At 39.7% G+C, this 22903-nt stretch carries 23 protein-coding genes; 11 read left to right on the top strand and 12 right to left on the bottom strand.

The genetic code is table 11. The features are described from left to right. Positions 1-189 precede the first annotated feature (189 nt). Positions 190-585 carry a tyrosine-type recombinase/integrase gene (locus G475_RS25060; protein WP_026701697.1) on the top strand — a complete coding sequence of 132 codons (396 nt, stop codon included), beginning with the start codon at positions 190-192 and terminating at the stop codon, positions 583-585. Positions 586-698: 113 nt separating this feature from the next. Here G475_RS25060 and G475_RS0113180 read toward each other — a convergent pair whose 3' ends face one another. Then, entirely contained in the window at positions 699-1583 is an 885-nt protein-coding gene (locus tag G475_RS0113180) for a hypothetical protein (RefSeq protein ID WP_026701696.1), read from the bottom strand. 1067 nt (positions 1584-2650) lie between these two features. Between G475_RS0113180 and G475_RS0113165 the strand changes: the two genes are divergently transcribed. From G475_RS0113165 to G475_RS0113155, 3 genes are all read left to right on the top strand, one after another. Further along, entirely contained in the window at positions 2651-3286 is a 636-nt protein-coding gene (locus G475_RS0113165; RefSeq protein WP_026701694.1) for a hypothetical protein, read from the top strand. Positions 3287-3372: 86 nt separating this feature from the next. Further along, positions 3373-4197: a non-homologous end joining protein Ku gene (gene ku, locus G475_RS0113160; RefSeq protein WP_026701693.1), complete on the top strand. Its 825-nt coding sequence runs from the start codon at positions 3373-3375 to the stop codon at positions 4195-4197. Positions 4198-4288: 91 nt separating this feature from the next. Continuing rightward, positions 4289-5140, top strand: a complete 852-nt coding sequence (locus tag G475_RS0113155; RefSeq protein WP_051302509.1) for an ATP-dependent DNA ligase — start codon at positions 4289-4291, stop codon at positions 5138-5140. 455 nt (positions 5141-5595) lie between these two features. Here G475_RS0113155 and G475_RS25055 read toward each other — a convergent pair whose 3' ends face one another. From G475_RS25055 to G475_RS0113105, 9 genes are all read right to left on the bottom strand, one after another. Beyond that, on the bottom strand, positions 5596-6870 hold the full coding sequence (locus G475_RS25055; protein ID WP_035711169.1) for an RNA-guided endonuclease InsQ/TnpB family protein: 1275 nt from the start codon (positions 6868-6870) through the stop codon (positions 5596-5598). 21 nt (positions 6871-6891) lie between these two features. Next, complete coding sequence (locus tag G475_RS0113145) at positions 6892-7638, bottom strand: DUF1385 domain-containing protein (protein ID WP_026701691.1); 747 nt, start codon at positions 7636-7638, stop codon at positions 6892-6894. Between the two features lie 1098 nt (positions 7639-8736). Continuing rightward, the gene (locus tag G475_RS0113140) at positions 8737-9495 is read right to left on the bottom strand and encodes a DUF1385 domain-containing protein (RefSeq protein ID WP_026701690.1); all 759 of its coding nucleotides are present in this window, start codon (positions 9493-9495) and stop codon (positions 8737-8739) included. A gap of 76 nt (positions 9496-9571) precedes the next feature. Continuing rightward, positions 9572-10240, bottom strand: a complete 669-nt coding sequence (locus G475_RS0113135; RefSeq protein ID WP_026701689.1) for an SOS response-associated peptidase — start codon at positions 10238-10240, stop codon at positions 9572-9574. 50 nt (positions 10241-10290) lie between these two features. Further along, positions 10291-10983: a helix-turn-helix transcriptional regulator gene (locus tag G475_RS0113130; RefSeq protein WP_026701688.1), complete on the bottom strand. Its 693-nt coding sequence runs from the start codon at positions 10981-10983 to the stop codon at positions 10291-10293. A 114-nt stretch (positions 10984-11097) separates the two neighbouring features. Continuing rightward, a complete protein-coding gene (locus G475_RS26415) occupies positions 11098-12021 on the bottom strand; it encodes a restriction endonuclease (protein ID WP_051302507.1) in 924 nt (307 codons plus the stop codon). Positions 12022-12319: 298 nt separating this feature from the next. Next, on the bottom strand, positions 12320-12832 hold the full coding sequence (locus tag G475_RS0113120) for a hypothetical protein (protein WP_026701687.1): 513 nt from the start codon (positions 12830-12832) through the stop codon (positions 12320-12322). Positions 12833-12982: 150 nt separating this feature from the next. Further along, complete coding sequence (locus G475_RS0113110; RefSeq protein WP_026701686.1) at positions 12983-13348, bottom strand: FKBP-type peptidyl-prolyl cis-trans isomerase; 366 nt, start codon at positions 13346-13348, stop codon at positions 12983-12985. Between the two features lie 384 nt (positions 13349-13732). Then, complete coding sequence (locus G475_RS0113105) at positions 13733-13990, bottom strand: hypothetical protein (protein ID WP_026701685.1); 258 nt, start codon at positions 13988-13990, stop codon at positions 13733-13735. A 147-nt stretch (positions 13991-14137) separates the two neighbouring features. On the opposite strand from G475_RS0113105, the gene G475_RS0113100 reads away from it, so the two are divergent. The 7 genes from G475_RS0113100 to G475_RS0113065 all read left to right on the top strand — a co-directional run bounded on the left by G475_RS0113100 (position 14138) and on the right by G475_RS0113065 (position 19343). After that, positions 14138-14884 (top strand): hypothetical protein, encoded by a 747-nt coding sequence (locus G475_RS0113100; RefSeq protein ID WP_026701684.1) that lies wholly within the window; start codon positions 14138-14140, stop codon positions 14882-14884. 2 nt (positions 14885-14886) lie between these two features. Beyond that, entirely contained in the window at positions 14887-15531 is a 645-nt protein-coding gene (locus G475_RS26410) for a single-stranded DNA-binding protein (RefSeq protein WP_051302505.1), read from the top strand. An 85-nt stretch (positions 15532-15616) separates the two neighbouring features. Continuing rightward, a complete protein-coding gene (locus G475_RS0113085) occupies positions 15617-15901 on the top strand; it encodes a nucleotidyltransferase family protein (RefSeq protein ID WP_026701683.1) in 285 nt (94 codons plus the stop codon). Further along, positions 15898-16227 carry a HepT-like ribonuclease domain-containing protein gene (locus G475_RS0113080; RefSeq protein ID WP_026701682.1) on the top strand — a complete coding sequence of 110 codons (330 nt, stop codon included), beginning with the start codon at positions 15898-15900 and terminating at the stop codon, positions 16225-16227. The genes G475_RS0113085 and G475_RS0113080 overlap by 4 nt, the downstream gene beginning before the upstream one ends. 130 nt (positions 16228-16357) lie before the next feature. Next, on the top strand, positions 16358-16903 hold the full coding sequence (locus G475_RS0113075) for a hypothetical protein (protein WP_026701681.1): 546 nt from the start codon (positions 16358-16360) through the stop codon (positions 16901-16903). A gap of 834 nt (positions 16904-17737) precedes the next feature. After that, positions 17738-18883, top strand: a complete 1146-nt coding sequence (locus G475_RS0113070; RefSeq protein WP_026701680.1) for a replication initiation protein — start codon at positions 17738-17740, stop codon at positions 18881-18883. 133 nt (positions 18884-19016) lie between these two features. Further along, complete coding sequence (locus G475_RS0113065) at positions 19017-19343, top strand: hypothetical protein (RefSeq protein ID WP_026701679.1); 327 nt, start codon at positions 19017-19019, stop codon at positions 19341-19343. A 257-nt stretch (positions 19344-19600) separates the two neighbouring features. Here the strand turns inward: G475_RS0113065 and G475_RS0113060 are convergent, their stop codons facing one another. After that, positions 19601-20200 carry a short chain dehydrogenase gene (locus G475_RS0113060; protein WP_026701678.1) on the bottom strand — a complete coding sequence of 200 codons (600 nt, stop codon included), beginning with the start codon at positions 20198-20200 and terminating at the stop codon, positions 19601-19603. Positions 20201-21039: 839 nt separating this feature from the next. Next, on the bottom strand, positions 21040-22461 hold the full coding sequence (locus tag G475_RS0113055; protein WP_026701677.1) for a hypothetical protein: 1422 nt from the start codon (positions 22459-22461) through the stop codon (positions 21040-21042). Between the last annotated feature and the right edge of the window lie 442 nt (positions 22462-22903).

Here is a 22903-nt window from a genome sequence, read left to right as displayed (position 1 = left end):
AAAAAACAGATCGCAAAATGCGATCTGCTCTGTATATAAACCCATACTTACACCTGCTACTCCGGACCTGCATGATGAGGAAGTGCAATTTCTGTTGGATCACTTTCAAAAGAAGGACCGCTTTTTTTATACGATGCTGTACGTGCTGCTCAGCACCGGGATGCGGATTGAGGAATTGGCCACGGCGAAATGGAAGGACGTGTACTGGCGGACAAAGGAGGACACGTACTTTATGACAGTCACCGGGAAGGGGGAAAAAAGCGGGTGGTATGGCTGTTTCCGGATGTCCTGGAGGTTGTTAAGGAAATGCGGGCGCGCCGGGGATGTGTGTATGAAATATTCACTGGGGAGAGTGCCTTTTTTCCAAAGCCGTCCGGTGACCATTACCATCCATCGTATTTAAGTGGGGAGTTTTCGAAGCGGGTTAACGAAGCGGTGGACCGGTACCATCGTATTACGCCTCATACATGCCGGCACTATGCCACGCATTTTATGCTGGAGCGGGGAGCGGACTTGGCGGATACTGGGGCACTCTTCGATTCAGACGACAGAACGCTATACAAAAAAAGAAAAGCAGCATGCTGAACATGCGGCGGCAAAAATAAAACAAAAGACCTTTCAATAAAGTAAAACGAGCGTTGATATCAGGTCTTATCCCTGTATAACACAGGGATAAGGCCGAAGGCAGTTTTTATTACTTAAAATACATGTTGAGCTCCACCATAAGTACTTCCTGCTACAGTACTTCCTACATAGGTTTCTACTGTAGATGAATTTAATGTAATCATAGCCCATTTAATACCGAATCCTGCCTCATAGTATAATCGAGTGTACACTTCTGCATATTCATAATCGCCTTCTACCACGTTACGCCCTTTACCAACTCCACGTTCCTCAATGTAGAGAGTTGAACCACCAAAGGAACGTTGCCAATCTCCATCCTTGCTAGCAACATCAACAGAATCACCATCGTATGAAAATGCCCCTTCTGACCACATAGAAAACATTCTTGTGCCTAAAGCATTATAAGCAGATGCCCCCGTTCTTTTAGTATCGGTATTATTATCGAAAGTCGTAATGGTTCCATCTTCTGGTTCAACTGTTTTGTGTTCTGTAATGTAGAAATCTCCTGTTTCTGAGATAAAGATATTTGCTACACCGTTATTGTAATTGAGTGTTATTACGTTACCATCAGTTGGTGTCTCACCTTTTTTAGCCTCATTAGTTAGTTCATTCATGTTTAATACCTTACCGTTATTTTCTTTAGCCTTTTTGGCTTTTTTGGGAAAAACATCCTTTATCGATAGGTTTTTATCATTTTCCATAAAGCTTGGAGCTGGATTATTTTCATAGTGAGTTTCTATTGTTTCCTCAATTTTTTCCATGCTAAGATTGTCTTCATTTCTTAAGTCATTCAATTTTTGGGTTAGTTCTGATACGTTGTTTTCGATATAATCTTTTGCTTCTTGTATTTTTTGTCCTCTTGGAATGTCATCTGATTTTGCATCGGAAGTTGAATAAATTGACAATGAACTAACTAACAATAAGACTGCTAATGTTAAGAAACTGAAAAACTTTCTCATAATACATCACCTCAAATAGAAATTTGTACAAATATTGTACTTTTACCAATTTCTACATTAAATTGAAATTACCTTCTTTAAATCCAAAAAAGTTACAATTCAGTACAAATGAATCTTTTTTTTGTAGAGGAAAATCGGTCATACTTAATAAAGGAAAAGATAGTAACCAAATAATGTTTACGGGAAAAGGAGACTTTATATATGAAACATTTTTCACTATTTTTATTGTTTAGTTTTGGTACCGTTTTACTGTTAAAGTTAATTAGAGAAGTAGCACCATTTTTATTTCCTTATTTATTCTTTACAGCCATCGCTGTACTGATTGTATTGATAGGGTTTCTGATTAAGGTTTACCTAACTAAGTATCAGTCAAATAAGAAATGAAACTAGGGGCACGCAACTTCTCATGTTAAAAAGGATAACTTTTATTGGAGGAATATTGAATTGGTGATGAAAAACAAATAACTATTTATTAAGAAAGCCGCATTGGTGAATGGAATAATGGGGTTTCCCGTTATAATCGGGCTTCCCGCTATTAAATGAAATTTCTTTATTGTCACTGATCACATATAAGTTCCCATTACAAATAATTAAAGACAGGAACAACATTTGTCCCTGTCTTTAATTATTTAACTCAATATGATGTAACAAAATAAAAAACTTTGCAACGATATTATTTTTTCTTTTTCCGTGGAAAATGATACTTGTCAGCCAGCTTTTTTATTTTTTCAGCTTCCTTTTTCGCCTCTTTTTCAGATATTTTGATCTTCACGTGTTTTCCCTCCGTACTTGTCTTCATACTCCATGATCGCCAATAAAAAAAGGGTCTAAACCTCCATTTTTAATGCCTATTCGTGGGACGGGAGGAAAGTGTCCCAGGACTAGGGCTTGATAAAGATAATTACGGATGATCTTTGCCCTCGCTGTGACCACCTCAAAAGTAGAGGGATTCAATGATTATGTTGAAGCGGTAATAACGTTTTCCCCACTCCCATATAAATAAAAAATAACGGTGGGACGGGAGGAAAGTGTCCCTATTCTAATATTGATTTTAGGAGGGAATAGTGGTGGGGGAGAAGAAAGAAAGAGCCACTCGTTCGGACAAAAAAAGAGATGTAAAACCGACTATAAGTTCAGATCTGTATGAATGTATTGGTCGTTTATCCTACATTACTCGGCGCCCGATAAAAGATGTCGGGGAAACCATATGTGAAAAAGGGTTGGTATCCGATGGGGTGATCGAAAGTCTGTCTCCGAACTTTAAACGAGATTACTGGTTAAGTCCTAACCGAATGGTAAAAGGACAAGGCGGAATAAACCAAACCAGGATCTTACGAGTATACGGAGAGAAGCGTCGCATTAAAATACGTTTCCGGCAAGACACCTACGAAAAGCTTTGTGATTTCGCTCATGCTTTAGATTTTACGGTTTCCTCTGCCTGCAGCCTATTGTTAGAAATGAGTACGATGAGTGGCAATATTATTCATACTTTTATCGAGGAGTACATGGATGAAGCTCTCGATGAACCGCGTAAAAAACAGCTGAGGCATGTTTTATCCTATATTAATATGCATTCCCCTTATGAAGAAGAGATAACTATGACGGAGCTGTTTAATTGGATCGTGGAGGAGTTACGAACAGGGACAGAAAACATCAAGAACACGGTAGATCAGTATTTGCAACGTTTTATCGACCACGAATAGACGGTAAAAAATCGCATGACAAACTGGATAAATGGGGGCAAAAAGGAGAAGCATAAAAAGAAATAAAAAATGAAGGAAGGGATAACTTGCACACCATTTGGAAGGGGCATATCCAGTTTGGTCTTGTTAGTATACCTATCAAGTTGCACGCAGCCACAGAAAATAAAAATATTTCGTTTCGTAACATACATGAAGAATGCGGAACCCCCATTCAATATCAAAAATACTGCCCTAACTGTCGGGAAGAAGTCTCCAATAATGATATTGAGAAGGCATATGAGTATGGAGAGGGAAAGTTTATAAAAATTAATGATCGCGAGCTCAATCAAGTAAACAGGGAGAGTAAGCAAAACAGTATCGAAGTTCTCGATTTTGTGAGGTTAAGCGACATTGACCCTATGTATTACGATAAAACGTATTTTATCGGGCCGAATGAGGCGGGAGTCAAAGCCTATGCATTGTTACGTGACTCCATTAAAAAAACAAAGAAAATCGCGGTGGCCAAGGTAACCATACGATCCAAAGAACATTTAGCTGTCATTCGTGTTATCAAAAAAGCATTAATCATGGAAACCATCTTTTATCCGGATGAGGTTAGGGAGATTAATGACATACCCAACTTACCCGGAAACATTGATTTAACAGACAAAGAAGTAGAAACCGCAGAGACATTAATAAAGCAGCTGACAACAGAATTCAATCCAAATCATTACACCGATGCAGTCAGACTCTCTTTACATGAATTGATTCAAGATAAGCTGGAAAAGGAACAAGATGTGATTACTTCGGGTGATAAAGAGAAGGAAGACATTAATGATTTAATGGAGGCATTGCAGGCCAGTATAGACAAAGAAAAGAGTACCCACCATCAGGAAGAAGAAAGGAAAAAGAAGGCAAAAAAGGCAACGTAAACCGCTCAAAGGTGGAGAGCGGTTTTTCCAATCATTACATCTCCTTTATTGCATCTCCTGCTGATATAATGCAACCAGGAGTGTGAAGAACGTGATACAACCAATGTTGCTACATAAAGCAGAAAACAATGTTCCTATAAAAGATAACCGATATTTTTCAGAGCTGAAACTGGACGGCATTCGGCTGATTTTAATAAAACAGAAAGATAAAATATTATTATATACAAGGCACCAGGTTGAAGTAACCTCACGATTCCCGGAACTATTAGCCATTGATATCCCCGACAATACAATATTGGATGGAGAGCTGGTAGTGACCGATAATCGGGGTTTTCCTGATTTCGAATGGGTAATGAAGCGATTTCAGTTCACAAATGCTTCAAAAATAGCTAAAATGCGCAGCAGCTATCCTGTTACCTTTGTGGCCTTTGATCTTCTAAAATATGAAAATCGCTGGGTAACTGATTTAACACTCATCGAACGTAAAATGTTATTATCCCATGTGATTCCGGAAAATAATGACGTGCTTTGTAAGGTGGCCTATTTGGAAGAGAAGGGGCCAGAACTGTTTGATCAGGTCCAAGAAAGAGGTCTAGAGGGCATTGTTCAAAAAGATAAGCACGCCAAATACATATGTAACTTCCGCTCTTCTTCATGGATAAAAGTCATCAATTATCAGCAAACAGAAGTGTATATTAGCGGGTACCGAAAAGATCAAACGGGATGGCTCCTCATGTATGAAAATGGCAAAGAGGCTGGCCTCCTGGAACTTGGAATAGATCCAAAAAGTAGGGCTGCTTTTTATCGTATAGCAAATCAAAACATTATTGTTGAGGATCATGATTTCATCATGATTAATCCTCTGAAAGTGAAAGTAAAATATAGAAATATAACATCCTCTGGAAAGTTAAGGCTTCCTGTTTTCAAAAGTTTTGCTTTGTGAACCTCATAGGTAAGATGAAAACCTATAATATTGTTCTTGAGCATCCAATCTATCCGTGTTTCAAACCCTTATAGGTAAGATGAAAACAACACTCTTATCCGCAGGTTTCCCACCTTTTGCCTTGCGTTTCAAACCCTTATAGGTAAGATGAAAACCCCAGCAAAAGCTGATGTGACAGGGTTGTATATTGTGGTAGAGTTACAGGGTTTGCTCCAGCTTTTTTATCCATCCCCGTGAATCCAAGGCTTTTGATGTCGTCGACCCGCCGGGGTATTTACGCTACTGAAGGTCGACGACAGTTTTACATCTACCAAATATGTAGTTGCAAGGGTTCCTCAGTCGGTTTTTGTGACTGAGATTTCAGCCCACCCGAAACGATGGGACTACCTTCACGAGTGTTGCCGCCACTGTGAGCGGTACTTCTCGTTTTATGGGCGAGAAAGCGCCCAATAAATTTAACTTTTCATCTCGGTTTGTATGATTTGTTCAATACCTGGTATTGAAATGTTTTTTGCTGCATTGAAGTCAGCATTCGTTTCCATCCCACATGAGGTGCACAGAAAAGAGGCCTGTTCTTTTCTATTATTGCTGTCTATGTTACCACAATGATGACAACGCTGAGAAGTCTTTTGAGGGTCTACTTTTATGACCTGAATTCCTTTCTCTTCTGCTTTGTACGTTATTTTTTCCTGAAGGTCATGATAGGACCATCTTTTTAAGAAAGCATCGTCCTGATGAATACCCTTGAGTTCTTCCAATTGTATTGTGGCACACTCATGTTTTTCGGCCATATCCACGACATAACGGGAATAATGATGGTTTTTGGTTTCCCGGAAATTGGCTATTTTGTCTCGAATAACTTCAAGCGGGTCAATTCGTGTTTTTGTACCGTGTCCTACACGTCCGCTGCCGGCATATTTTCCCTGATCCTGCAGTGCTTTTTTTCTGCTTTCCACCTGCCGCCGAAACCTTTCAATTTCACCGCCCTGAATCTTGTAGCGTAAATGGTCATGATAATTGAATGCCATATAGATGGGGTAAATAACCCCCATATCTACGCCCATGACTCGTTCTGTTTGAAACGGGGTTTGGAGCACATCGAATTTGTACGACAGGTTTAAAAACCACTTTTTCCCCTTTTTTACGATTTGAGAGGCCGTATGCTGGTATTCTCCTTGAACTAGTCGTTTTAAGATGGTTTTTTTGCTGTTATCGCCAGAATGAAGAAGAACACGAAATTGGCCGGATTTCCGCTCCATTTCTTTTCGGTAAGCCGTGCTCATGAGGCTGAGGGTTGCGATATAGTTTCCATTTTTCTCGTCGTGTTCGAGAGAAACCGCATCTTTGACAATATCGATGGGAATATCCTTTTTATAACTGGGAATCGACCGATCACCACGGAGGATTTCCTTCAAATCTGACTTCCATTTGTCTACGGCTCGTTTAACAGTCTGAGAACAATTTCCACTTTGGATATAGTAATACTGTTCTTTGAGCTGATTATAAGCATATCCATGCATGCTTGTGTAATGAAGAATCTCTTTATTTTTAGGGTAATCCCCGTGCAAAGCTTTATATTCCGATGAAAAATTGGAGTATTCCCAGCAAAGCTGAATGGTTTTATTGAGAACCTGCCTGGTTTGATAACGGATATCGTGCAGGACCCTCCCTAGTATTTCCCAATCTTCATCCATCGGTTTAACGATCTGTAAGCGGACCGTTTTTTTCATACTTCTTCACACCTCATTTTCTTAGTCCGTGGTACTCTCCTGTTTTTCTAATGCTTGAATGGCTTTAATAGCTGCTTGCAGATGCTTGTCGTTTGGTTTAGACGTAAACAAAAGGTATTGCGCAGCATAACCGACATAATATATCGGGGTGATGATGTAGCTCAAATATTGGTCGTACTGCCGCATTTCATAAGTCATTCCCCAAGCAAAAAAAGCAATGCCGACGTGAAAACCAAAAATCATATATAGGATAGTGAAAACGATAAGAAAAAGAATTACGAGGTTGGTGCCACAATACCTAGAGATACGGGAATACTGCTTTACGTTCTCCAGCCGCAGATCACCGGAATGGCCGTATGCATTAGCGGCCATATGTTCAGCGGCATGGTATTTCCCGATTGGTGTTAAACGGATCACAAAAGCAGCTCCCCCTAATAGGAGGGCCAAAAAGAGGAGCGGGGAGATTGTTTCCGGAAGAACCATATGATTCATGCTGTTGTCTTCCCGGGAAATGTTTAGAAAGATAATCAAGACATAGGACAGCAGCACTGTAATTATCATTTTTCGTTTGATAAGAAAAACATAAAGAAATAGGGCATAGGCACGAATAAACGGCCACTTCATAATATTTTCTAGAAAACGGGGGCCCTGTTCCCTTTTGTTTACATACACGTTGGTAGCTTGTTTTTTGTTCACTGTGGTGGCAGCATAACGGTCCGAATAAAACGATACCGAATGCATGCCTGCAATTCCGCCTTTTAATTGCATATTATGAACCTGCCTTCTACTTCTACGGATGAAATGACAAACAACTACTCTTTTCCATCATTTTACCATAACGGTGGTCCTAGAACGATGTCATATTTTAATTCATTCTTTTCTTTCCGATATATTTGATAAGTACATAGAACCAGTGGTCAAGCTGAGGTACCCCATAGGGATAATTAAGAGAATGGAGATTTTTAGGGTATACTTTGGCAGAAATATTAGGATTATGCAACCTCAAAGGGGAGAGTATGAAAAAAATTATAGGAAGTTTCGTTATTATGGTAATGGTATTGCTTGGTTGTAATTCTTTGTGCTTCCTGTGGTATAATTTATTTAGACCGCAGGTGCTGGAACACCACGGTCCTGTACAACAGCCGCTTTAAGAGCGGAGGGCTTTCCCGGTTCAGTTACGGGAGTAGACAGCACACCTTAGCCGAGGGATAGACCGCACACCTTAATCGAGGAGCGGTCTATTTCTTTTGCGACATGATCAACACGCTTAACGTGCCAAATCTCCCTTTCTTTTCTTCGAATGTTTGAAAGAGAAGGGAATATGCCACTCCCCATTCTCATTCACTCATGCTATGTACTGTCTTTGACCAGGAGAAAACGCTGCTTTTTTCAAACGGAGTTCTTCCGCCGTTTCTGGCGGTCGTCCAGAAGCGGCCGCTCATCTTGCACCATCAACACTCTCTACTCTCTAAAAAATTCCTCTTATAACAACAAATAGAAGTATTTTCATGGTATAATAGATTTTAGATGCAACGGGATTTCCCTTTAAGGATGGGCAACCACTCCCCGTAGAAAGGGGGTGGTGCTATGTCTGATTATCAAATCATCATGATAATACTAACTGTATTGCTTATCATGGTATCAGATAACAAGTAAAACCCCATCCTTAAATTAGAGGCGCAACTCTAAAAAGGATGGGGTTTTTAATACCGCTTTTAAAATGTTGCCCTCTTTGAAGGGCCGTTCGCATCTTTAAAGAGGTAGGGGCAGTTCACCGCTGTCCCTGCCTTTTATTATATTCTAACTGTACCATATTATGACGAAAACATCAAAAACAATAAATCGGGCTCTAAATTTTTCCATATATCATCCAAGTTGTTGAACGTAGCTATTTTCTTCTTTCTCTAAAGAAGAAATTGTTTTTATGGCAGCTTCCACGTGCTTATCCTTTGGTTTTGATGTGAATAGGACGTATTGAGTGGCATAACCAAGATACATTAATGGTCTCATGAGATAGGGGATACGTTCCTCGTTCTCCTTTAATTCGTAAGCGATGCCCCAAGCTAGAAAGATCGTTCCTGGATTGTATCCAAAAATACCATACAAAAGGGTGAATGTCACAAAAAAGATCATAACAATATTGGTGCCGCAATGAGAATGGACACGGGAATGCCGTTTGACGTTTTCAAGTTTCATATCACCGGAATGTTCGTAGGCATTAGCAGCCATATGCTCAGCTGCATGATACTTTCCGATCGGCGTAAAACGTATCAAAATACCTGCGGATCCCACGACCATAGCACAAAAAAGCAGCGGGTGGATGGACACCGAGTGAAGAACACTATTAACAGTGGTATCATCCAGAGCTGCGTTCAACATGGTCAATATTCCAAATAGGAGAAGCATGATCAGTGCCAACTGTTTTTTGACGATGAACATATGAATGAAAAGAGCATATGCTCGAATAAATGGCCACTGCTTTAATGCTTGGATGAAACGGGGCGTGTTTTCTGTTTCCATAATATATACAATGGAGCTGTTTTTTTCATTAACCGTTGTTGCTGAATAATGGTCTGAAATAAAGGAGACCGAATTTATGCCAGCCATGCCGCCTCTTAATTGCATACTCTATTCCTTCCTATTCATGACACTGTTGATATTAATAACGATGGTTCCCGTTCCTCTTATTTTACCATAGATACTAATAAATTGGTTCAATCAACGTTGCACCTTGATTGTTCGGGCTGTTTACATCGGTGCTGACCGGATACGCCGTCATTCTATCCCCATCTACAGCTGTCATACAGGCCTGAATGGTGTCGGTGTCCTGGATGGATGGGTCCAGCCATAAAGATTCCCGTTCTTGGGTTAGGATAATTGGCATTCTGTCGTGCAGTTTTTTCATGAACGTATTGGCAGCTGTGGTTAGGATGGTGCAAGTGTATAAGGTGTCACGGTCGCCTTCCCACTTCTCCCATAAGCCGGCTAATCCAAAGGCTTTTTGATCCTTTAGGTAAATGCGATAGGGCTGTTTCTTTCCTTTCTCTGTGGTCCATTCATAAAAACTGTCGGCCGGGATGATACAACGCTGCTGCTGAAGCGGCCGTTTAAAACTATTTTTCGTTGGAGCGGTTTCGGAGCGGGCATTAATCATTTTATAGCCAATCTTAGGATCGTCTGCCCAAAATGGAACTAATCCCCATTTAAGAGTCCCTAATCTATTTTTTGTTCCATCTGAAATTATCGCAGCAATGGCTGTTCCCGGAGAGACATTGTAATCAGGCTGATAGTCAGTAATAGTCGTTGCTTGAATCGAAAACCGCTCTTGTATGTCGTTAAGAGAAAGCGTTAAGGTAAAACGTCCACACATAAAGTTCATTCTCCTTTTATATATACTAAGTAGCCTGCCACATGGCTGTTTTATTTATAAGTTAATACAAAAATACCGCATTGGAAGCATTTTCGTATAATTTCCATTTTTGATGTTACCTGCAATTTTTTATGTATTTTGGCCATTTGATTGTTGATTGTGTTTTCATGAACGCCTAAAGTGTCGGCAATTGCTTGATTCGATTTCCCCTCAGCCAATGCTGATAGGACTCGTACTTCTGCTCTAGTTAAGTATTTAGAAGCTTTCAATGTATTCACGTTAATTTCTCTTTTCCCGGAAATAGGAGATCCATTTTCTAAACAAGAAAATTCTTTTAAAACAGTGGTATGAAAGACAGGGTGAATATAATAATTTAAATCATAGGCAAGCTTTAAATGGTTCAACCATGATTGCTGATCTGTATTGTTGTAAACTAGTGCATGGCTGTATAATAAAAATTTTTTTAATGGTTTTTGCTCTAGGGGTAAATTAACGATAATTTGCCAGATGTTTTGATGAAGATGGGGCAGGTGGAAAATTATATTCTCTGCGGTATCCTGGATGTAATAGAGGATGCAGCGTTTTGGGTACAAACGCTCCGCTTTTTCGAAATTAAGGGTTGTCATGCCGTAAGCGATACTTACCGCAAATCTATTAGCTTTTTGTTTATAGTCCCCTGTGTCTAAAAGAAGCAGCGGTTTGGTGGGTGTCTGTTCTTGATTATTCTGGTCCTGATAAATCACTGAAGGAGTCCTCCTGATTTCAGAAGTTCGGCATTTAAAAACGAATGGTAGTATAAAATGAAGCTTCGTGTTTAACGAGTAAATGCTTTTTTCGAAGTCTTGCTTACCATTACCTTAACTGCTGTTGTTTGACTTTTCAGTATAGCGACAAAGAGGATATCGCACACAACCATAGAAGCTTCCATATCGCCCCCTTCTTCGTTTTAATTTGTAACCGCATAATGGACATTGTCTAATGGATTGTACCTTTTTATTTAGAAGAGAGGGTGGAGTGATATTGCAATAGACTATATGGTTGTTTTTACATCGCGTGTGCTCTGTGTGAGCAAGTTTCGTAAAGAAGACAATATCACCACATTGTTCACACATTACTTGATAGCTCTGATTTTTTGAAGAAGGATAGACCTTTTCAAACAGTTCTCTTAACCGGTGGCCGTCTATTAAGGTGATGTTATATTTTGCGCTATAATTAATAGCTGATGGTGTAAAACGGCTTGTAGTAATAAAAAAACCTTTGTCTGTACCTTCTTCTATCATAGCAGCATAAAATTTTTGAAGCATAGGGCGGCCGATTGTATTGTTTTGATGGTGTCTTTTATATTCAAAAAGGTACTTTTTTTGATTTTTCCAGGCAATAGCGTCTTTTCCTCCATCATTGATGTAAGGAGTTTGGTTGACAGTATATCCTAGTTCTCTAAACATATCGCTTACTACATTTTCAAAGTCTTGCGGAGAGAGACTTTGGAGATATTTAGTGCTTTTTCTCATTTGTTTTAACAACTTTTTCATTTCTTCTTGGTATAATTGTTCGGAATTTTCTTTTATTTTCTGTTTTTGAAGTATTCTTTCTTTCTTTTTTGTACACTTTATACATTTATTTTCTGAAGCCCCCTTAGAAATACCATGGGGACAAAAATCTTTTTTGTCTTTGTGTGCCTCTAGCAAATAATGATAGAATTTCTTGCCATTTTTGAAACTCCAAAATAATGACCACCCAATAAGATATGTGATGACTAAAAGAAATATCAATTCGCCCATAGGACGCTCCTTTTATATAACTATGAATATATCCTATTTTACATACTGTCAGGATACCATACATTTATTTGAGCGAGTTAATTGAATGTTTTATAAGGATAAGGTTTAAGTATAAAGTGAGCACAAATAAATGCACTACTTTTATGACCACGTCAAACAGACTTTTGTGTCCGCTTGACATTACGTATATGAAAGCAGGGCGAGAAACCCTGCTATCTGTAAGATCACTGCAGCAAAGTAAACGATAAAATATAGAACCATCATGTCAAGAAATCCTTATTGTAGGTAGAAGCAAGAATCACATATCGAGATCCCCATTATAAACATTTCCATCCCAATGTTTCTGATCCCATTTGACAGCTTGCTTTTTCCATTTTTTTTGCATGTTGACCTCTTCTAATTGACGAAGTTCTTCTTCATACTCCTGTACGACATTTCTTACGCTTTTAACTGGTTGGGTCTCATCCTTATTCGTAATATCGACAGTTTTTATTATATTGTAAGTCACTGGTTGGTATAGTTCCAGGTAACGCTTTTTGTGCCTGTCATCAATAATAGAGCGTATACGTACATGATACGTTCCTCTAGCTCCGTACACCTTCCTTTTTGCAAAGTCACTGTTTATTCCAAAAAACAATGCTTTGTGTACTTGAAATGGGGTAACAAAAAAAATTATAACCAGGAGATTCAAGACAATAAGGAAGCCAAAGGCGAGTAATAATCCCTCCTCACCATAGACGAAACCTACTACACAAAATAGTAAGTATCCAAACACCAAGCCTAAACGTATAAATTCTCTACATATATCCATAAATGGATCCCTTTCCTTTCTTTTGAAAGAGTAGGTAAAATGCCTCTACCCTTTCTCATTCACTTATACCGGCAACTTCTACTGATCTATCATAAACAATGCCCTCCCAATATTTCTGATAGGAATTGATCAATCCCCCCTTCACCTTTTTCATTCTTGAACAGGTTCCTCAAAAAGCGGAACGGTCAGCTGTTGCAAACGTAATTCTTCGGCCTTTTCCGCCGACCAATTCTCTAATGTGCCATACAGCACGATATAAGCAGCATCGATCAACGTTGCGGCATGCGTATTCCGGCCGATCACCTTCAAGGTATTTCTATCCCAGATATTATTCTTCTCATCGGTCACATACACCGCTTCCGGATCCCTCTCCTTATGAAGCAGGGATAACGCTTCGTCGACCAACCATTGGTGCAATGCCTTCCGCTTCTGCTGGTCTTCGGCTGCCACCGCTTCCTCTTTCTGCTGCATCTCCGCATAAGTTTTCCATCGTGCCTGCTGCTTGTCTTGAACCATGACAAATAGCCCCTTTCTGAATAAGTTATGGATAGCATAACATGTAACACAAAGACAGTCCACTAATTACATAAAAATATGCTCCATGCTCCCTTCCGCTCGGTTTGCTTCCTCCTAACTTTGTGACATCTTTCATCCTTTAACCATTTTCATCCGGCGGTCTATCCCCCGGGCAGGCCTACCTATGGAATGCCAACGTATCTAGTAGATTCTTACGGAGAAAAACTATAAATACGCTGGAATCATTATGGTTAAAAGGAAGGGAAAGAGGAAGGAACGGATGGACTGCGGAAGAGAAAACTCTATGATATTTGTAGACTGTATAGTATAATCATTGTAAGAAAGTTAACAATAAAAAAAGAGGGGGAGTCCCTCTTTGACAATCTATATATCTTTCATAAATATGGCTTTAGTCACATCGATGATTTCGTTGTAATCTTCTTCTGCCTTTGTATATAGGTCAGCTTCTATATAATTTTTTACATCCACAGACTCCAATAAGGCCAATGCTGCTTCAACTTTTAAGTCATCATGCGATTCAGGCATCTGTGTTTCACCTTCAAATTCTACCCTTAAGGTAGTTTGACCGGTTTCATAATCTGTAGAAGATATACGGTTTTTGACGTACTCTTGATTACTCAATGAAAAACCTCCATTTCAAGAAATATGTATGCCTAAAATTATACCGTTTGATACACATATACCGCAATATAACTAAATAATTCTTAAGATTCTAGTAGAACGGATTCTACTCCCCCCTCAACATCAACGAAAGGAGTCCAACCGAACATGAAGTCTGAAACCATTGAATTATCACGGAAGCTGGTCATGGAGGCTGTCACCGCCAAGCTGTTATACTTTCACCATTTCAGCCGGGAGCAGCTTTGGCACCACGCCGCCCGTATTATGGACCGGCAGCCGCCGAATCAACGCTATTTTATCACCAGCATTTCCAATATGCAGCGGGATCGCCGGCTGGTGGAAGCCTTTCGGGAGCACCACACGCCTTATCTTACACTATCCGATGACGGCCGCAAGTGGCTTCGGTCCATCCAGCCGACCTTGCTGGAGCGGCTGCGTGCCGTGCAGAGCGTAGCTGCGGCGATAGATTATGATATCACAGCAGACGGTAAGCCTCCTGGTTCGATCGAAGTACTGGAAGGAGCGGATCGCTCTTTTTTTAGTACCATCATCAAAACAATGGATCTCTTCAGGTATTACGTGCTGTGGGTTTTGCTGCACGAGAAAAAGAGTGCTGTGATGGCTGACATCCAGGAAAGTATTGCTGGAAAGTTCGGGTGGCAGCCGTCCAAAGCATACGTTTATAAACTTGCGCTGCAGATGGAAGAAGCGGAAGAAGGAGCACTAATTAAGGGAGCGTGGGACGATCCACGGATCCGGCACCGCCGGTACTGGCAGATCACCACAGACGGACGAGCTTTTTTTCCTGTCTTGGAACAGCGGGCGGCCGAGCAGATCCGCAATGCTTATCATTTCCTGGATGATGTGATCGCATATATCGAAAAGGAGCAGTAACCATGGACATTAACCGCTTTGTTCTGCACGGACGACTGACCGTTCCGCCGGAACTACGATATACGGAAAAAAGCATTGCTATGGTTCGATTTCCCATCGCCTGTGAACGTCCCTATCAGGCTTCCAGCGAGGGGGGCAAGAAGGTGGATTATATCCCCGTCCTGGTATGGCGGGAATACGCCGAAAGAGTCGCTAATAACCTGCAGCGTGGACAGGAGTGTGCCGTGACGGGACGACTGCAGTCGATGGTCCGGCAGGATGCTCACATGAACCGGCACGAAGTAATGGCTCAGGACGTCATCTTCGGTCAGCATCACCGCGGCTTGGCCAAAGACATCAACCAGGCATTTTTCACCGGTCGGCTTACGAAGGATCCGGAACTGCATTATGTAGGGGCGGATTCCGTTGCAGTCTGTCGGTTTATGGTAGTGGTCGAGCGCGACTACAAGCCAAGAGGAGCGGAGAAAGCAGATACCGATTATATCCCTGTTCTCGCCTGGCGTTCGTATGCGGAGCGGCTTGCCAATGACTTAAAAACCGGCATGGGTGTTGCCGTTATCGGACGCCTACAGGCCCGCAAACACCAACAGCAACCCTCTGTCTCCATGCATGAAGTACATGCCGAGCAGGTTAAATACGGAAACTAGGGTGGAATGAACAGGGAGGATGAATTGTTTTTGTTAGGAAATGATATAATGAACATAAGAAAAATGAAGATTGAGAGGGATTTGAATGTTAGACGATCTTCAAGAAAAACGTGACTTAGTTTTGAAAACAGCAAGAGAACATGGCATTAAAAATGTGAGGGTATTCGGTTCAGTCGCAAGATCCGAAGATAATTCTGCGAGTGATCTTGATTTATTAGTTGATTTTGAAGAGGGAAGAACTTTATTTGATTTGATACGTTTTAAACAAGACATGGAACAATTGTTTAACAGAAAAGTAGACGTTGTTACGGAAAATGCTGTTCATTGGCGTATTAAAGATAACGTGATAAATGGAGCCGTACCATTATGAATGATGACAACCTTTATCTGACTCATATTTTAGAGTGCATAGAAAACATTGAAACGTATCTTCCAAATGGGGAGGAAGACTTTTTTCGTTCTAAATTGGTACAAGACGCAGTGATTCGTAATTTAGAAATTATGGGGGAAGCGGCAAAGCGTATTTCCAAAAACTTTCGAAATCAACACTTACATGTGCCTTGGCGTGAGATGACAGACATCCGAAACGTGTTAATTCATGACTATTTCGGCGTAGACAATGACATCGTCTGGAATGTGGTTGAAAAAGAGCTTCCGCCATTAAAAGAAAAAATCATGGACTTACTACATCAATGATTAAAATCAAAACTCTTGGTTGTGTAAGCCAAGTGCTTTGTTCAAGAATTTTATTAATAAACCTTCGTGCCATGTTCGAAAACTTCCCTAAGCAAGATATTCAACCGTCGCAATGAAGGAGGTTCGCCCATTGGATGAGACTACTTCATTCCAGAACCTGTTACGAAAACTTCAAGAACCTTTTCCTTCCGAAATAGTACAGCATCGAAAGATAAATGGCAGGAACAGCTCTTATATTGGCACCGACGCATACGTGGAACGACTGAACGATATTGCAGGCGAGTACTGGAACTGGACTCTGAAAGGGGAGCCAACCGTTTACGAGAAAGAAATTATGGTAATCGGTACCCTGGATATTATGGGAGCCAAGCGGGATGGTATTGGGACAGCGGATCTCAAATACAAAGGGGACAGTTTTACCAATTTAAAATATGCTGCCCGATCTGCATCCCAGGACGCTTTAAGAGACGCTTGTGATCTATTTGGAATGGGGTGGAAAAATCTAAAAACAATATCAGTTGACAGGCAGGGTGCTAAACAGGATGTGCAAGAAGAAACTCCACTCTGTCAAAAATGCAGACAACCAATATCGGTTATCCAGCAGAAATGGCTGCAGGATAACAACATCCGTCTTTTATTTTGTGAAAACTGTGTTCCAGATCACTTTAAGAAATAGTGTACTATTTTTCCCTGTCCTGGAGTCATTTTTAACAATGATCCTTTCATTAAATCTCTTCAACAACGATTTGGTCTATCAATAAAAATTGTACCACATCAAAGTTATACTTGAGAGGTGTCTCCAAACAGTTTGAGGCTAAGAGTAAAAAACTCATGGATGAATATTATAAGCACTTATAACATTAATAATAAATCGTAGCTTTTCTAATAAACTTGAATTTTTTCGGGAAGTATTTATCATTATAAATGATACAATTCTATGAATCTACCACTTTTTTCCCCACTCCTTTAAATGAGTTTTATTAAACATTTATTGGGAACATATAAGAACATATAAAACATTTCGGCAGATGGCAACCCTTGGCACTCTTAGGGTGAAGTTGTCGAAATATCACACATTGAGTAATTATCATCGCAGATTGAGTTATAAGGATCACAGATTGAGTATCAAACTATCACAGATTGAGGTTGAATGATCACACATTGAGGGTGCAACTATCACAGATTGGGTAAGGACCATCACAGATTGAGGCTTATTTTTGAAATAATAGGCATTATATGCCATCATAGAGGAATTTTACTATCACAGATTGCGTCAAAGTAGGGGTAGTCCTTTCTATTTTTCCTATTTTGGGGTACAAATATATCACAAAAACGATCACTCACCCTCAATGTGTGATACTTCATTAAGGATTTCCCCTCAATCTGTGATAGTTCATAGATGTTTATTATCACAGGCCCTCAATGTGTGATATTTACGGGAACCTATCGAAAAGCACACGATATTATGAAATAATATGGAGTGGAAGACCTTAGGTAGGGTTGTGATAGAATGACAAATTTATCTAAAAAGAATGCTGAAAAACGCATGCAAGTCTACCAATCTAATGATTTGGTGGAAGCGATATACGAAGACGATCTAACAGCAACCGAGCACAAGATTATTCGATATGCTGCCGGTAAGATCGTTAAATCACCGGAGCATTTTCCTAATGTATCTTTTACTGTCGCTGAATTTATCAAAGCAGCAGGTCTTACCGGAAATGGCTATTATGCCAGGGTGAACAAAATCGCAAGTGAGTTGACGAAAAAGCGGATCATGATAAAAACAGAATCCCAAGTCGGTTGGTTCCCTTGGTTTAAAGGAATTGTCTATCGAGATGGCATGGTACATATCCAATTCAATGACGTAATTGAACCGTATCTGATTAATCTAACAGAACAGGGTCGTTATACCAAATATGATTTTCCAACGATTGGGCATATGCAGAGCCCTTACACGATACGACTCTTTGAGCTCTTGCAACAATATGTAAAAATCCAAAAGCGAACTTTCCAAATTGATAAATTAAAAGAACATCTGGGAGTGGGGGATAAATACAAACAATATGGTCATTTTAAGTCTCGCGTCTTATTGAAAGCACAGGAAGAACTTAATGACATTAATCTACTAACGTTTGATTTCCAAGAGGTAAAGCAAGGCAGACGGGTGGAAAAGATTGAATTCAACATCAAGATGACAGATACAATTTCCATGGAAGAAGACGTCAAAGAAGAAGAGATTAAAAAATTCCTTGATAAAGCCCGTCCTCTTATTAAAGAGTACGGGTATGAAATACCGAACCGTGTGTTGAAGACGTGGACTATTTATGGAATAGAAGAATTGGAATATGTCCTACAGGATATTTACACTAACAATCGTACAGTCACCCGCATCGATGCGTACATAACGACCATTCTCAAGACCAGGAAGAAAGAATTCGAAAAGTCCACGCAGAATATAGCTGCGGACAACTTTTTGACCAAAAAACGCATCCTCGAATTCATTCGCACCTCAAAAACAAATGAAACCCTCCCAGTGTGGTTCTTGGAGGATAAGTTTACCTCATATATGAAAGAGTACCATTACACACACGATGAAGCACAAGCTATCTGGGAGAAAAACAATGAACTCATCAAAGACTCAATTAAGTCATAGGGCGTGTTACCGAAAGGACAGAGGATCTTTTTCTCGTCCTTTTTTAGTAAGCCTCAAATAGAACCAACCTTTTTCTTTATTAGAGATTCTGCCAAACTAAAAGTAATCTCGATGAGAAAAGGAGGAACAGCTTTTGGATCAGTGGCCGCTAAAAATTAGAAAACAATTAATTTATACTTTCTTGTCACTGATATGTGCTGCAGGTGTATTCTATCTCAGTAATTTGTTTCAGGATATGGCGTATTGGGGTGAGGGATTGACATGGTATTGGGTAGGAATTATTTTTAATTATTTAATCGGATTATTAGGAGTCATGTTTATTATCTTCTCTTTGAAAAGTAGAAAAGGGGATAAGGAAACATCATTCCCTATTTTACTTAGAACACTCTCAGGTGTGACGCTTGTAATCGGTTTCCTTTGGACTACCTTTGTAATTATAGCTGGAATATCAGGTATGTAATTTAACCAGTCAGGCGCGCTTCTTGAATAAGAAGGCGCCTTCCGTTATTTATTTACATTTACAAGGATTTATGCTCATCTCAGTGGGAAATTAAGACATGACTTTTATAGCAAGTATTTTTGAATCGGGCCATATTGTTCAATAAGCCTTATCTTTAACAAGACCTTCAGAGAGTGCACAATAAACCCGAAATCCATTCCTAGTAACGAATTCCGGGTTCTTATATTCACTAAGTTGTTCTATGCTGCGGGTTCACCTTAATAAATTTCATAGCTTTGTCCAGTTTGTACACCCTCAACGCTTTTTCTGAAGGTCAGTGCTACTTTATTTAGCGGAACTGGCTCAAAACCTGGAAAAAATGCACGAAGCTCTTCCGATGATTCCTGAAAAACCGTGGGACTTACCGTGTTGATCCGTATTCCTCTGGGTGCCTCTGCTGCTGCAGACTTGGCAAAGGCTTTAACAGCCCCGTTTGCCATTGCGGAGGATGCGCCTTGGTAGATAGGTTCATCCATGATGACTCCGGTCGTTAACGTAAAGCTTCCACCATCATTCACATAATCCATACCAAGTAATACAAGGTTGACTTGTCCTTTTAATTTGCTTTCGATGGTAGTTTCATTCAATTCCGGTGTTATCTCTTCCAGAGGTCCAAAATGGGCATGTCCTGTTGCACTGATCACAGCATCTACTTTCCCGATTTGGTCAAACATCCTCTTAATGCTATCAGGCTTCGTGATATCCACTTCAACATCAGCATTGTGTCGTGCAGCCCGAATAATTTCATTTTTTTCTTCTAATTCTTTCATAACAGCCTTTCCCAGAAGACCAGTAGCCCCAATTAATAGGATTTTCATATCTTTCAACCCTCTTTTTTTTATTTAACACATAGATTATATAATGAGATTGTAAATCAGTAAAACGAATTTTGATCGAAATAATAATAAAAACGATCGATAAAGGGTGAACCGTTACCAACTTTCCCGTGAAAAGAAAACTGTGATGTGGTATTATGAAACTAATTATAAAAAGAATGTGCCTTCTAAAATTCTCTACTTAATGTAAATTTTTTCACCTCTATAATTAAGTTTTCTTTTTCTTTCCTAAAGAAAGAAAACTTTTCCAACCCCAATTCTTTTAAAACCCAAAATATTCTTTTATACAATTGCTGAAACCATTGTATGAACTGTGTTTAACCTATTTTTTCTCATAAAAAACAAGAAAAATACTATGTTCTTCTCGTAAACAATTAAAGAGAAGCAGTATTTCTATATTAAGAAATCAAATGAATATTGATACTTGTGTATGCATGTACTTATCCACGATTTGTAACCTATTTATCGAAACTTATCCCAATATTCCACTTTCTTTTTTAATATCTTTTTGATTTTATATGACATTACAGGATATTTCTACTAGCTTATCCTTTGTTTCTTTTTTAATACACCTATTTTTATTCTATTTTTTAAGAGTATTTTGCAAAAAATGACCTGGATAGAGATAAAATATGCAGCTGGTTCATAATTAGAAAGAGATTATAAGGTTTGTTTCATGAAAAAAATGGAAATTTAAGGCGTGAAAGGATAAAATGATGGGGGCTTGTATACTGAACTATTCGTACAACAGCAGCAGTTATCATACCAAACAACCCTCTTTTTTAAAGGAAAAACAGGGTGTGGCTGTAGCGGTTCGATTATTAAACGATCGAGGAATGGTCGAGGATAAAATCTTCAACCTTCCACTCATACGGGAACATCTCATTGTGGTATCGTATTTGCTCTACCATATGTTCCTCAAACCAGTGATAGGCCTTTTCTTCGCCAATCATGGGAATTTTTCGAATCATTTCTTCTTCCATCGACACGTACCAGGCTGCGTCTATTTGTTTGTAGTACGCAATCGCGCGGTAGTGGTCAATGCCAAATATATCAGCGGCCGCCGTACATTTGTAATATGCCTCTTTGGTTTGATGGAGTTTTGGTAGCAGTTTTCCGATCTGACCAGCTGCTTCTTTGAAAATACGTTTTAGCTGACTTTTGTTAAAATAGGAAAAGGTATTTGCAAATTCAAAATGCCGTGTCTCCTCATCCTTTTCGGTATTCCGCCAAGTGATGTAAGCCATCAGGCCAGCGTTATCGGCAATGTCGATGATTTCTTTCTGCCGGGTAATGCGGATCTCTTTTTTAATAAAGTAAGCGAGATCAGCCGGGAACGTTCCATGTTTGTCGTAGAAACGTCGAATTGTTTTAATCACCTGACGGATCACCCGGTAGCCCAAATGTTTGAGCATCTGCACCATCGTATGTATCCGAGTACAAAGCTCACCAATCCCGCATTCTTGGAGGACTTGTTCGATGAACCGGGCTTTACGAGGGTAACGTCTAGGCGGTTCCAGAGGCTCCCGTATCCATTCCCCCTCGGCCTCAGCATCAAGAATCCGATGTTCTTGTTTTAACCCAAGATACACTTTCCGGTATGCTCCCCGTTCTTTTTTCAAGGATTTCACCGCCAGATACGGTTCTAATTCTTCGATCACGTATTGGAGGTGGCAGGACTGATTTTTGCGTAGAAACGCCAGGAGTCCTTTTTCACCGTGTATACTGCGGAAAATGAAATCACTGTCGCCCTGCTGCATGGCAATCAACAGGTACAGTTTTCGGGCAGCAAGAGTCATATTTGAAAAATCCTTCGTAAAAACAAAGGGAGATAACCGTACATATCTGTTCATTTGCCCGTGGTCGTCTTGAAAATAGCAAAGCTGATAGGAAGGAACTGGATAAATATCATCTTCTCTTTTATGAACAAGACCCAGCCGGATAAACTTCTTCATGGAAGTATACCACTGGGAAGCACTAATGTTTTTTTCAAAGTACCGTCGGGCTGCTTCAACGATCTGATGAAACGATACTTCCCGTATGTTCCCGTTGGTGTTGCATATTTTATGTAGAAATATCATGACGTCGATATCGGAATTAGTAAGGTGGTTATCGTTCGATTGCGTTGTGATAACTTGCTGGAAAAAGGGGAAACTGAGACCGACGGGACCGGTGGTTTTACCGTCCTGCCTGCCACGTAGATTTTCGAGAATCATGTGTTTCTTTTCAGCCGTTTTTGTCACGCGAAAAACCTCCAAGTTCCCACCAATGGAGACATGAAGGTTTACCTTTGCAAATCTTTAAGATTGTGATACAATGTAATCACAATTGAAATTATCAAGATAAACCTCCATTTCCTTGGACTTCGGTGGATTTAACGGAGCCGCCAAACTCGAGAAATCCACCGAAGTTGGGTGGGGTTTATTTTTTGTTTCCTATAATTTTATAGGAATTTTTTTTTATTGTACGTCTTTTTTTGTCGATTATTTAATCCTTATTTTCCATCGTATCATAAAGATTAACGAAATGGAAACACCAGCTAGTTACTTCCTTAATATACCAGCATTCGAAATAATGCTAAAAAATTGACAAAATCGATAGGTGAAATATAATATAAATTTCGCTGTTTTTCATGCTTTGAAAGTTGCCTTCCAGGGCGTTTTTATCCCTTTTTCATATTATTTA

It is taken from the genome of Salibacterium aidingense DSM 18341 (genome assembly GCF_000429685.1).
GTDB lineage: Bacteria > Bacillota > Bacilli > Bacillales > Marinococcaceae > Salibacterium > Salibacterium aidingense.
Note: the sequence above shows the minus strand (reverse complement) of the source record. Positions and strands in the feature narration are given on the sequence as shown.

Coding starts and splice junctions, on each gene's coding strand:
- G475_RS25060 (WP_026701697.1), top strand. CDS start 190: ATGGAAGGACGTGTACTGGCGGACAAAGGAGGACACGTACTTTATGAC.
- G475_RS0113180 (WP_026701696.1), bottom strand. CDS start 1,583: ATGAGAAAGTTTTTCAGTTTCTTAACATTAGCAGTCTTATTGTTAGTT.
- G475_RS25055 (WP_035711169.1), bottom strand. CDS start 6,870: ATGAAAAAAACGGTCCGCTTACAGATCGTTAAACCGATGGATGAAGAT.
- G475_RS0113145 (WP_026701691.1), bottom strand. CDS start 7,638: ATGCAATTAAAAGGCGGAATTGCAGGCATGCATTCGGTATCGTTTTAT.
- G475_RS0113140 (WP_026701690.1), bottom strand. CDS start 9,495: ATGCAATTAAGAGGCGGCATGGCTGGCATAAATTCGGTCTCCTTTATT.
- G475_RS0113135 (WP_026701689.1), bottom strand. CDS start 10,240: ATGTGTGGACGTTTTACCTTAACGCTTTCTCTTAACGACATACAAGAG.
- G475_RS26415 (WP_051302507.1), bottom strand. CDS start 12,021: ATGGGCGAATTGATATTTCTTTTAGTCATCACATATCTTATTGGGTGG.
- G475_RS0113120 (WP_026701687.1), bottom strand. CDS start 12,832: ATGGATATATGTAGAGAATTTATACGTTTAGGCTTGGTGTTTGGATAC.
- G475_RS0113110 (WP_026701686.1), bottom strand. CDS start 13,348: ATGGTTCAAGACAAGCAGCAGGCACGATGGAAAACTTATGCGGAGATG.
- G475_RS0113100 (WP_026701684.1), top strand. CDS start 14,138: ATGAAGTCTGAAACCATTGAATTATCACGGAAGCTGGTCATGGAGGCT.
- G475_RS26410 (WP_051302505.1), top strand. CDS start 14,887: ATGGACATTAACCGCTTTGTTCTGCACGGACGACTGACCGTTCCGCCG.
- G475_RS0113085 (WP_026701683.1), top strand. CDS start 15,617: ATGTTAGACGATCTTCAAGAAAAACGTGACTTAGTTTTGAAAACAGCA.
- G475_RS0113080 (WP_026701682.1), top strand. CDS start 15,898: ATGAATGATGACAACCTTTATCTGACTCATATTTTAGAGTGCATAGAA.
- G475_RS0113070 (WP_026701680.1), top strand. CDS start 17,738: ATGACAAATTTATCTAAAAAGAATGCTGAAAAACGCATGCAAGTCTAC.
- G475_RS0113060 (WP_026701678.1), bottom strand. CDS start 20,200: ATGAAAATCCTATTAATTGGGGCTACTGGTCTTCTGGGAAAGGCTGTT.